The organism is Buttiauxella sp. 3AFRM03 (assembly GCF_003675305.1).
Taxonomy (GTDB): Bacteria; Pseudomonadota; Gammaproteobacteria; order Enterobacterales; family Enterobacteriaceae; genus Buttiauxella; species Buttiauxella ferragutiae.
Genome location: NZ_CP033076.1, coordinates 1 through 12,333 on the forward strand (window position 1 = coordinate 1; position 12,333 = coordinate 12,333).

Genomic DNA, 12,333 nt, shown 5'->3' on the forward strand with positions numbered 1-12,333 from the left:
TAAATTAGCTCACAGCCTCATCGGTAGCCGGAGTGGAAATAGAATCATCTGGTCGGTATTTATTCTTTTCTATCTTTGATTTCGGCAGTGCAAGCAGGAAATAGAAAACAAGACTGACCATATAAAATAAAATAGTCGAAAAAATGATAAAGTGTAGGTATCTGTGTTGGCGTAAATATAAAAAACATTACGAGTGTTATAAACAATACAAGTATAAGTACCACGCAGAAATACAAAGTTGACCACCAACCACTCAGGCCAATATCATGCAATCGCCTGACAGTGAACGCTGAACTTGCCAAGAATGAATAAATAATGGTAGCAAAAAGAGCAGGAATAACTATATTCCTAACCTGAATTTCGCCATAAAGGTTCAGGGTAACGGTTTGAAAATAAAGTAAAATCAGTTCAAATAGTGTAAAAAAAAAAACGGAAAGCGCGCAAAAAAGAAGTAGGATTTACGATCGGCCACTCCCTTGTAACAAAAGGCTCTTTTGTAGCCGTCAATTCCATTAGTTATAAAAACATCAGACAAATTTCCTGTATATCAAAGTAGTACCAGTTGAGATTGGCTCTCAGTACTGCAAGTTAAATCGCAAACGTTCTACATCCGGCATTTAAAAGCCCGTCCGGAGTGGGCGGGAAGTGCCACAATCATTGCGGCCTGGCGCTTAGCTTCTCTTTCAGTTCATTTATGCAATCACGAGCAGCTTGTTTATAGGCTTCGGCTGCTTCACCGGAATATTTGCGATCAACCACATCTTCGAATTGTTCTATCGGTCCATAGAAACAATCCGCTGAGATATGGAGTATTTTATTTACCCTGACTGCGAAAATTGTCCGGTTGTTATCTCCGCAATGTTTACGGAAAGCTACCCGGAGAAATGTTCAGGATCAAGGTAAAGAGAACCGCAAATGAAATAGTCGGGCAGGGTGATGATTGGGGTACAGCATAGAAAAAGCTCGTCACCAACCACCAGGTTATCTGGCAACGTGGTAATTTGGGTTCCACTCAGGTCGAGTTCACCTCCACTATTAGGCCTTCTGGTAGCATGCTGATTTGGGTATCACACAAGATGAGCTTCCCCCCCCCCATCAGGCGTTCTGGCAGTTCAGTGATTTTTGTTCCACTCAGGTCTAGTCCGCCGCCAACCGCTAGGTTTTCTGGCAGTATGATCCTACCCACGTAATGTAGACACGGCCCTAAGCGAGATTCAGATTTTCAAATTGTTCCGGGCTGAGTCCGCCACAGGCACTGTGGCGACGCCACCGATTGTAATCACACTCGATATAATTAAACACCGTCGTCCGCATCATTTCCCGGCTGATAAAGCGTTCACCGTGGATACATTCGACTTTCAGTGAGTGGAAGAAGCTTTCTGCACAGGCATTATCGTAACAACAACCCTTTGCACTCATGCTACCGCGCAGGTTATGCCGCTTCAGTAGCGCCTGATAATCCGCTGAGCAGTACTGCCCACCACGGTCGGTGTGAACGATGACATTTTCCGGGTGCTTACGTCGCCACAACGCCATCTGTAGCGCATCGCAGGCCAGCTGTGCCGTCATCCGCGATGACATTGACCAGCCGATAACAGCACGTGACCACAGATCGATGACGACAGCCAGATATAGCCAGCCTTCATCAGTACGTAAGTAGGTGATGTCACCCGACCATTTCTGGTTTGGACCGCTGGCGTAAAAATCCTGCTTCAGCAGGTTCCCGACACCGGCAGGTCATGCTCGCGGTAACTGACCGGGCTGAACTTCCGTGACGCTTTCGCCGAAGCCCCTGACGACGCAGGCTGGCTGCCACGGTTTTCACGCTGAAGCGGTAACCCTGAGCATGCAGTTCATCGGTCAGGCGCGGTGCGCCGTAGCGCTGTTTTGCCCGGTGAAAAGCCTCGTGCACGGCGCTGTCACAACTCAGACGGAACTGCTGGCGTGAGTTTAGCCTCGCACGCCGCTGAGCCCACGCATACCAGCCGCTGCGGGCCACCCGGAGGACGCGACACATGGCTTTGATGCTGAACTCAGCCTGATGTTTTTTCAATAAAGACATACTTCATTTCAGGCGCTTCGCGAAGTATGTCGCGGCCTTTTGGAGAATGGCCAGCTCCTCGTCCCGTTCCGCCAGCTGGCGTTTGAGACGAGCATTTTCAGCAGCGAGTTCATTTTCACGCTCAGAGGATGAGAGCTGTTGCTGCTGTTTACTGCGCCAGTTATAAAGTTGCGATTCATACAGGCTGAGTTCACGGGCAGCGGCAGCAACACCGATGCGTTCAGCGAGTTTCAGGGCTTCACTGCGAAATTCAGGGGAATGCTGTTTACGGGGCTTTTTGCTGGTTGATACTGTTTTTGTCATGTGAGTCACCTCTGGTTGAGAGTTTACTCACTTAGTCTCGTGTCCACTATTCGCGGGTAGGATCAATCATCGTGGCCTGGTGTTTAGCTTCTCTATCAGTTCATCTATACAATCACGGCCAGCTTGCTTATAGGCTTCTGCTGCTTCGCCTGAGTATTTGAGGTCAACTGCATCTTCGAATTTCCATAAAGGCCCATAGAAAGAACCTGCTGCGATATAGCATACTGCACCGATAATATAGAATGTTTCACCTATCCAGACAGCGAAAATTGTACGGTTGTTATTTCCGCAATTTTTACGGAAAGTCACGTTGGAGACACGTTCTGGATCAAGGTAAAGGGAGCTGCAAATGAGGTTGTTGGGCAGGGCGGTGATTTGGGTACCTGTTAGATCGAGATATCCATCTACAGATAGTAGTAGATTCTTTGGCAGCGCGGTGACATCCTTGTTATCTGCCAAATCAAGACTACCTTGTATATCAATAGTGTAGTGGTCAACAAAAACTGGCCACGGCTTTAGAGTTTTTCCAGAACAATCGTTCTGATTCATTCGGCGTCAGACCTCCATTATATTGATGAGGTCTGAGCTGGCTGTAATATCCTATGATGTAATTCGTTATCGCTGTGCTGGCTTCGCTAAAATTAGCGTACCCATTATCCGAACCCACTCTGTTTTCAGGCTTCTGAAGAACCGTTCCATTGGACTATTATCCCAGCAATTTCCCCGGCGACTCAGGCTTTGCTTTATCTGATATCTCCACAGTAACTGTCTGAAATTCCTGCTGGTATAGTGACTTCCTTGATCCGAGTGATACAGTAAATTAGCCGGTTTTTCCCCGTGCTTCCCTGGCCATCGACAGGGCTTTACCTGTCAGTGCTGAATCAGGGAAAAATGACATCGCCCAGCCAACCGGTTTACGGGAAAACAAATCGAGTACAACAGCCAGATAAGCCCAGCGTTTTCCCGTCCAGATATAAGTCACATCACCGCACCAGGCCTGATTAGGCTCGGTAACAGCAAACTGGCGATCCAGATAATTAGGGATCTCAATGTGTTCCTTAGACGCCATCTTATAACGATGGCCAGGTTGCTGACAGCTGATAATATTGAGTGCTTTCATCAGCTTTGTTGCCCGCCAGCGGCTCAGCTTTATACCTTTGGTGGTGACCATCGCGGCAATGCTTCGCGCTCCTGCTGAGCCGTTACTTTCGCGATAAACTTCGCGCACAAGGCTCAGTAATGCCACTCTCGTGGCGTCAGGCTTCCTGGGCTGCCGCCAGTATTTATAACTGCTGCGATGAACCCCAAACACGTTGCACACAACGGTAACAGGAAACCGCGCCCTGAGTTTCTCAACTAATGAGAATTGTTCAGGGAGTCTGACATCAAGAGCGCGGTAGCCTTTTTTAATATATCCCTTTCCATTTCAACGCGTTGAAGTCTTTTCTTCAACTCACGTATCTCAATCTGCTCAGGTGTCATGGGTGAAGCTATGGGTGATTTTCCCGCTCGCTCTTCTTTCAGTTGTCGAACCCATTTGTCCATCGTGGATTTGCCGACATTCATCGCAGTGGCAGCGACGGCAACGGTGTAGTGCTGATCGAGTACAAGCTGGGCAGCTTCGAGGCGAAACTCGGGGCTAAAATTGCGTCTGTTACGTCCGGTAATAATGTCACTGTTTTGACTATGAGGTGATGATATCACCTCTATTCAGGTGGCCAAATTCAGTGTGCACTAAATAGCACCATTCTCTGAAACGGAATGCGGAATTGAATTCTCAGTTAAATACTTAATTAAATCGAATGCCATATATATTCCTGTATGAACGCCATATAAATATGAAGGCGGCGAGCAACACTCCGCCGCCCATACATTAGCTCACGGCTTCATCGGTAGCTGGAATGGAAATAGATCAGCTGGTCGGTATTTATTGTTTTCTATTTTTTGACTTCGGTAGTGCAAGTAATAGATGTGAACCAAGCCAGACCACACAAGCGACCACAATATTGACCACATCTATAAACCAATTCGGGTCCGCACTCTTATACCCATAATCCCATTGTGCTTGAATGCGACAAACGTCACACAAAAAATCAGGATTACCCACCAGCGCTCAGTCCTATGTCATGCATCGCCTGACGGACATTGCTAGCTTAACCAGAAGTGACCAGAACTGACAAGCACACCAATAACAAGAGAAAAAGCTACGGTAGTATGAACTCTTTCATTATCAAAGCTTAGTCTATGAGTGCAACCAGATTGAGTAGTACAAGAACAAGCAACTGAAAGAGCAACAAAAAAGAAGTAGGATTTACGATCTGCCACGCCTTTATAGCAAAAAATTTTTTCAAAGCCGTCAATCGCATTTGTTATAAAAAACATCAGACAAATTTTCCTGCATATGAAAGTTGTACCAGTAGAGGTTGATTTTACTAAGCACGTACAAAGACAATGGATTTTATTTCGTCTTAAATTAAATATGGCATTCAGCTATCCGCAGGGGGATGCATGCGAAAAATGGTGCACGTGAGCCGCAGCAGTGATGATCAGAATTGTGTGCCAGGGATGGCAATTGCTCGAAAATCCTTTCCCCAAACCATTTTCAACTTATTGAGTTTAAGGGAAAATTCAGCGTCAAATTGCAATGAATTTTTGCTATTTTAATGTCATTACCTAATGAAAAATAAGGATTACCACTTAGTGAAGAATAGCTGTAAACGATGTAGCAACCAGTCCAGTAGAATCGCTAAAACACAAATCAATACGCGCGGCGATCAACATGCGGATGTCGCTGCTGCCGATACGTTAAGCAATAACAAACCCAAGCGCAGCACCGATAACTGCGGCAATGGCCATGACGCCAATATTCATCACTACGGCAGTACGAATGCCGCGAAAATAACCGGTAATGCCATGGGGATTTCACCCAGCGCAGGCGTTGCAGAATGTCATGCCAATACCTCGACCCGCTTCACGCAAACCCGGCGGAGGCTGTCGAGTGCGGTATGCGTGTTACGGACAATCGGTAACAGGGAATAGAGGAATACCGCGGTGATGGCAGGCAATACGCCAATCCCTTGCCCGATCATCGAAAACAGCGGAATCATCAGACCAAACAGGGCAATGGAGGGAATGGTCAGCACAATGGTGGCGATACCCAGCACCGGCGTGGCAAGCCATTTGTGACGCACGATTAAAATGCCCAGCGGCACACCAATCACAATCGCCAGACCCACGGCCATTAACACCAACCATAAATGTTGCAGCGTCAGACTGCCGAGATAGCTCGCGTTATCAAGCATATAGTGCAACGTTTCCATGGTGCCTCCTTAGAGCAAGCCTTTCTGCTGCAGGAATTCACGAGCCACCTGCTGTGGGGTTTCATGGTCGATGTCCACTTTGGCATTCAGGGTGGAAATCACGTCGTTGTTCAGTAAACCGGAAAGCGTATTGAGTGCTTCTTCAAGGCCGGGGTTGGCGGCGAGTGTTTCTTTACGCACCACAGGCGTAACAGCGTAACTTGGGAAGAAGCCTTTATCGTCTTGCAGCACTTTTAAATCGAAGCCTTTTACTCGCCCGTCGGTGGTGTAAATCAGCCCAGCGTCAACGAAACCATCGCGCACTGCGTTATAGACCAGTCCGGGTCCATTTGGCGTATCTGCGGCCTGTCCAGCGGCATGCGGTAGGCTTGCTGCAATGGTTTCATGCATCGCTACGGCCAGAAAACTCCAGGTCCAGGCCGAGCATCCAGTTGTTATCAGGGTCGGTCTGGCGGATATGTTCAATTTTTGCCACCAGTTCTGACATGGTGTTGATGTTCTCTGCTTCCGCACGTTTGCGCTGCATGGCGAACGCGTAGGTGTTGTTCATATCCGCCGGTTTCAGCCAGACAATCCCAGTTTTGCATCGAGTTTTTTCACCGTGTCGTAGGATTCCTGCGGCGTCATTCGTTTGTTGATGTGATTAAAAATAATCAGCGACGTGCCGGTGTATTCCCAGGTCATATCCACTTGTTTGTTGACCATGGCATTACGCGAAATCACGGTAGCAATGTTGGTCTGTGGCGTGACCTGGAACCCTTTTTTTGCAGATACTGCGTGGTCATAGCTGAAAGGATGTGTTGTTCGGTGAAGCTTTTGGTTGCCAGAACCAGCGGCTCAGCTCGTGCTGCGCCCGCCAGTAATAGTGTGGCGGCTAATGCAGCAAACAACGGTTTAAACGGGATCATAGTTGTCTCCTTTTTATTATTGTTATTCCGCTGTGTGGGGGCTTAACACGCGCCTAAGCCCGCGAGTGCAATATCAAGCAGCAGGGCAACGAGTGCCGTGGCGGTTGCGCCCAAAATCAGCGTTGGGAATCGTTGAGATAAATGCCAGGGAAAATCAGCTCGCCATAACTGCTGGCACCAATTAAAAAAGCCAGCGGCGCCGTGCCGACGTTAATGGCTGTGGCAATGCGGATCCCTGAAAGCATGACCGGCCACGCGTTGGGCAACTCGACCTGGCGCAAACGTTGCCCTTGGTCATGCCAATCCCATTGGCCGCTTCGATAAGCGAAGCCGGGACGCCGCACAAACCTGAATAGGTGTTACGGACAATGGGCAGCAGCGAGGCGAGGAATAGAGCGATAATCGCCGGTTTATCGCCAATCCCGATGAAGACCATCGCCAGTGCCAGCACCGCCAATGGTGGCAAGGTATTCCCGACGTTAAATATCTGCATCGCATACTCAGCCCAACGCCGTGCGCAAGGACGGCTGAGTAGAATACCGCCAAGGATCCCACTAACAGGGCCAGCGCCATCGAGTTAAACACCAAAATTAAGTGTTGTTGCCCGAGATACAATAAGTCGACCTGGCGTGCTTTTATGACGTTGGGGCCGATGCCCAGATGAGTAAACCGAGCACAATTGTCAGTGCTACGACGCCTAAAAAGTGCGTTTTATGAACGATGAATGCTGCATTGCTGTGTGTCTCCCTGGGTGCACGTTATAGCGACGTGATGGGTCGCCTGTTGTTATGCCGTGTGTCGGCAGGGTGTTTTGACCTATAACAATGTGAGGGGAAGGAATCCAGCTAATGAGGGAAATAGCAGATTAATGATTTGCGAGGAAATTAATGCTTTGGCCTGCACCGCCTCGCTTGCGAGGGTGAGATAAGAATTGTCTTAAAATGCATTAGCTAAAGTTACGGCGTAACTTTTGGTTTGTGCGGTGGATAAGCGCAAGTGTCATCCACCGCTTCTAAAATTATTAGAAATACAGCTCTTTAGTGGCAACCGGAATCAGCATCTCTTTGCGCCACTCGGCCAGGGTGATTTGAGTCAATTCACCTAATGCTGGTAGAACGGATGTTCGGCATGAGCAATAAACAGCTCCAGGAAACGCCCACTCCACGGCAAAATGTGCCACGCCAGCAGTTCGTCGACTTTCTGCTGCAAACCTTCTTCAGCAAGCCACGCCGCCAGCATCAGCAATATCCCGATGTGGTCGTCCGGTTCGTTGCTCGCTTGTTCGTTGGCGATGTCGTTCTTGCGCATCCATTTGCGCAATTCAAGCATCGAATCACCAAACAGCACGTTTTCTTTATCGAGATACACAGAACCCCATGGTGAAGCCGGTAGTGCGTAAGGGCCTATAAACAGGCGTTGCCAGGCTTGGCTCAATGATTCTGGCTCATAACTGAAACCCTCTGCCATGCGTTGGGCGAGAGCATCCAACTGTTCATGCTGCACCGGCCATTGTTTCGCCCATTCAGGATCTTCAAGTGTGGCGTAAAGTGCGGCGACTTCCTGGCTGGTGGGAGCTTGATAATACAGCGCACCCAGTACTCTTCCGGTCAGGGCGATGGTCGCCAGTCTTTGTGTCGTTGTAGACATTTTTCTCTTCCTTGTTGCGCGGATTGCTCCGCGCATTTTGTATCAATTAACCTGCTACCGCCATGCCGACTGTCATATGCAGACCGTAAAAAATCCCACGGCCAATACATTCACCGACAACCACCAGTATGAATCCGAGCAGCAAACCGGATGTTTTGGCTGGTGTGCGGCGTATCAATGAGCAAATCCAGCAACCTAAACCCAGCGCTATTAACGCAATGCGCCACACTTGCAGCGAGGCGTAATCAGGCACCAACGCGCTGGCATGCTGCACAGAACTCTGGATTTCCGCCAGTTCGTTGCTTTGCAAAACGATCACCGCAATGGCGATGAATAACGCCAGAACGCTGACTGTTGCCAGTCTACGGCTGCGGTATTCGTAACCGATGCTTCGCAGCAACAGCACTGCCAGCAGTGGGCCAGTCAGTAAGACGGTGAGGAAGAAGCTCAGCGTGGTGTATCCGTTATGCCAGGTTGGCACGGTATCAATCTGGTAAACACGAGTCATCGCCGCGACAAAAAACACGCCCAACAACACGGTTATGACGAGCCAGATTTTGCCAATCGCCGCAGGCATTTTCTTCAGTATTGAAATCAGCCACCAGAAACCGCCAACGGCGAAGAACACCGAACCACTGGCAATTTCATTGCTCAAAGCCGATTCGTCAATACGATTGAGTGAGTTAAACGCCCGTAACGGGGAGCCGAGGTGCATCACCGAGGCAATAAACGCAATGCCCATCAACAGCCAGATAAAGAACATCGGACGTAACATTTTATGCTGCAACTCACTGTTATTACTGGCCTGATTCCAGGCATAACTCATGACAATGACAGCCCCAACCACGCACTGGCCCAGTACGGTAAACAACACCAACGGCCATTCATGCCATCCGCTTCCCATCTCAAACCTCCTTTGGATTCGCCAGGTAGCCGGTTTTATCCCCGCAAGGACGGCTGTTGGCATTGGGTTTAATCACAATATTTGGCTTCGTGAAATGTGCTGACGGCAGCGGAGCAATAGCGGCTTGCTCGCCGTATTTTTTACGTAGTTCGTCGATGGGAGCCAAATCCAGCGCACGCAATGGGCAAGATTCCACACAGATAGGTTTCTTGCCTTCCGCGACTCTGGAGTAACAGCCATCGCATTTGGTCATATGGCCTTTTTCGGCATTATATTGCGGCGCACCGTATGGGCAGGCCATATGGCAGTAGCGGCAGCCAATACAAATATCCTCGTTCACCACCACAAAACCATCTTCGCGTTTGTGCATCGCACCACTTGGACACACCTTAGTGCAGGCGGGATCTTCGCAATGGTTGCAGGCGATGGATAAGCAAACACATTTTGCTGCCAGACCCCATTGTCTTCCTGCCAGTCGCCACCGGCATATTCATAAATGCGGCGGAAGCTGACGTCCGGGGATAAATTTTTGTAGTCCTTACAGGCCAGCTCGCAAGTTTTGCAGCCGGTGCAACGACTGGAATCAATATAAAAACCATATTGGGTTGTCATCAGCTATTCCTTACGCCTTTTGGATTTCGACCAGGTTGGTATGTTGCGGGTTGCCTTTAGCCAACGGTGAAGGTCGATGAGTGGTCAGCGTGTTGATGCATGAACCGTGATCGACACGGTCGCCGCTCATATTGGCTTCGTGCCATGCGCCCTGGCCCATTGCGGTGACGCCCGGCATGATACGTGGCGTGACTTTCGCCGGAATACGCAATTCACCACGGCCATTAAACACCCGCACCATATCGCCACTGGCGATACCACGCGCCTGCGCATCTATCGGGTTAATCCACACTTCCTGACGACACGCGGCCTTCAACACATCAATGTTGCCGTAGCTTGAGTGGGTACGCGCTTTGTAATGGAAGCCGAACAGTTGCAGCGGATAAGTGCTGCGCTCGGCCGCATCCCAGCCGTCGAAGGTGGAGGCATACACCGGCAGTGGGCTGATGGTTTCGTCTTTTTCTAACTCCCAACTGGCGGCAATGTCTGCCAGTTTGCTGGAGTAGATTTCGATTTTACCAGAGGGGGTTTTTAATGGATTGGCATCCGGGTCGTTGCGGAAAGCCTTGTAGGCAACAAAATGGCCGTTCGGGTCTTTACGCTTATAAATTCCCATCTCGCGTAACGCCTCATACGAGGGTAATTGCGGGTCTTTTACCAGCATCTTCGCGTACAAAAATTGCAGCCACTGCTCCTGAGTACGCCCTTCGGTAAATTTCTGGTAGATATCCGGCCCGAGGCGACGAGCCACTTCGCTGGTTATCCAGTAAATTGGCTTACGTTCAAATTTCGGCTCGGTGGCAGGCTGGATGAAAATCAGATAGCCCATATTCCCGGCGTAATCGTTCGGGATAATGTCTTCTTGTTCGACCGTCATTAAGTCTGGCAGCAGGATGTCGGCGTATTTTGCCGACGAGGTCATGAAGTTCTCGATGACCACAATCATTTCGCACTTGCTGTCATCTTGCAGAATGTCGTGAGTTTTGTTGATGTCGGAATGCTGGTTGGTAATGGTGTTACCGGCGTAGTTCCAGATAAACTTAATCGGCACGTCGAGCTTATCTTTACCGCGCACGCCGTCGCGTTTGGCGGTCATTTCCGGGCCGCGAACAATGGCATCGGTCCAGCTAAAGCAGGAAATTTGCGTTTTCACCGGATTGGTCAACACCGGCATACGTTCAATAGTGATGGTGTAAGTCGATTCACGAGCGCCGCTGTTTCCACCGCTAATCCCGACGTTTCCGGTCAAAATCGGCAACATCGCGATAGCGCGTGAAGTCAGTTCACCGTTGGCCTGGCGTTGTGGCCCCCAACCCTGAGCGATATACGCCGGTTTGGTGCTGCCAATTTCACGCGCCAGCTTGATGATTTTGTCTACCGGAATACCGGTAATCACGGACGCCCACTGCGGAGATTTTGCAACGCCATCATCACCCTGACCGAGAATATAAGCTTTGTAATGTCCGTTGGCTGGCGCACCTTCTGGCAGCGTTTTCTCATCATAGCCGACGCAGTATTTGTCGAGGAACGGCTGGTCAACGAGGTTTTCGCTAATCAGTACGTGGGCGATACCGGCAACCAGTGCGGCGTCGGTGCCCGGACGAATCGGCAACCATTCATCTTCGCGCCCGGCGGCGGTATCGGTATAGCGCGGGTCGATAACTATCATGCGCGCATTGGAACGTTCACGCGCCTGCTCCAGATAATACGTAATCCCGCCGCCGCTCATGCGGGTTTCGGCAGGGTTGTTGCCGAACAACACCACCAGTTTGCTGTTTTCAATATCAGAGGTGCTGTTGCCGTCGTTGGTGCCGTAGGTGTAAGGCATCGCGCAGGCAATTTGCGCGGTACTGTAGGTGCCATAGTGGCTAAGAAAACCACCGTAGCTGTTCATCAGTCGGGCAACCAACGAGGCGGATGGGGAAGAGCGGGTGATGTTGCCGCCGACAATCCCCGAGGTGTAGTTAATGTAAACCGCCTCGTTACCGTATTTTTCCACCGTGCCTTTCAGGCTTTTGGTGATGGTATCCAGCGCTTCATCCCAGGAGATACGCTCGAATTTCCCTTCGCCGCGTTTGCCCACGCGTTTCATCGGGTAGTTCAGGCGTTCAGGGTGGTTGATTCGGCGGCGAATCGAGCGGCCACGCAGACAGGCGCGGACTTGATGATTGCCATAAATATCATCGCCGGTGTTATCGGTTTCCACCCAGGTGACTTCATTATCGCGCACGTGTAACCGCAGCGCGCAGCGGCTACCGCAGTTTACCGAGCATGCCCCCCACACGACTTTGTCTTCTGTCTCAGGGTTAACAGCCGCACCCACCGCAGTGGCAGCGGCTCGCAGGCCAAAGGGCAGGGATATTCCACTTACAGCCAGCGCCAGCCCGCTGATGGCGCTGGTTTTCATCAGGGTTCGACGGGAAATCCCATCATGGCAACATTGGTTCGACATAACTCACTCCGTGTTATCTCTGGTTGGGATGTCATGGATGTTTCTAATTTTTTTACGAACGGCGAGGACGCGAAATATTGCTTATCAGGCGAATATTATCGGCGGGGATGAGTTTTACTCATTTA

General features: G+C 50.0%; 5 protein-coding genes and 7 pseudogenes. All 12 read right to left on the bottom strand.

Annotated features, from left to right (window positions below):
- Window positions 1–59: 59 nt before the first annotated feature.
- Window positions 60–458 carry a DUF805 domain-containing protein gene (locus tag D8682_RS27390; protein WP_121813246.1) on the bottom strand — a complete coding sequence of 133 codons (399 nt, stop codon included), beginning with the start codon at window positions 456–458 and terminating at the stop codon, window positions 60–62.
- 745 nt (window positions 459–1,203) lie between these two features.
- Window positions 1,204–2,365 (bottom strand): annotated as a pseudogene (locus D8682_RS01130) (IS3 family transposase).
- Between the two features lie 66 nt (window positions 2,366–2,431).
- Complete coding sequence (locus tag D8682_RS01135) at window positions 2,432–2,914, bottom strand: hypothetical protein (protein ID WP_162302965.1); 483 nt, start codon at window positions 2,912–2,914, stop codon at window positions 2,432–2,434.
- Window positions 2,859–4,033 (bottom strand): annotated as a pseudogene (locus tag D8682_RS01140) (IS3 family transposase). Before D8682_RS01140 ends, D8682_RS01135 begins: the two are co-directional and overlap by 56 nt.
- Before the next feature lie 480 nt (window positions 4,034–4,513).
- Window positions 4,514–4,747, bottom strand: coding sequence for a hypothetical protein (locus tag D8682_RS26605; protein WP_162302966.1), 234 nt, complete (start codon window positions 4,745–4,747; stop codon window positions 4,514–4,516).
- Window positions 4,748–5,055: 308 nt separating this feature from the next.
- Window positions 5,056–5,685 (bottom strand): annotated as a pseudogene (osmW, locus tag D8682_RS01145) (osmoprotectant ABC transporter permease OsmW).
- 9 nt (window positions 5,686–5,694) lie between these two features.
- Window positions 5,695–6,593: pseudogene (gene osmX, locus D8682_RS01150) on the bottom strand (osmoprotectant ABC transporter substrate-binding protein OsmX).
- A 22-nt stretch (window positions 6,594–6,615) separates the two neighbouring features.
- A pseudogene (osmY, locus tag D8682_RS01155) lies at window positions 6,616–7,315 on the bottom strand (osmoprotectant ABC transporter permease OsmY).
- Between the two features lie 299 nt (window positions 7,316–7,614).
- Window positions 7,615–8,240: pseudogene (gene dmsD / locus D8682_RS01160) on the bottom strand (Tat proofreading chaperone DmsD).
- Between the two features lie 46 nt (window positions 8,241–8,286).
- Window positions 8,287–9,144 carry a dimethyl sulfoxide reductase anchor subunit family protein gene (locus tag D8682_RS01165; RefSeq protein WP_121813248.1) on the bottom strand — a complete coding sequence of 286 codons (858 nt, stop codon included), beginning with the start codon at window positions 9,142–9,144 and terminating at the stop codon, window positions 8,287–8,289.
- A 1-nt stretch (window position 9,145) separates the two neighbouring features.
- Window positions 9,146–9,756: pseudogene (locus tag D8682_RS01170) on the bottom strand (DMSO/selenate family reductase complex B subunit).
- A gap of 10 nt (window positions 9,757–9,766) precedes the next feature.
- Entirely contained in the window at window positions 9,767–12,208 is a 2,442-nt protein-coding gene (ynfE, locus tag D8682_RS01175; protein ID WP_121813249.1) for a selenate/tellurate reductase subunit YnfE, read from the bottom strand.
- Window positions 12,209–12,333 lie beyond the last annotated feature (125 nt).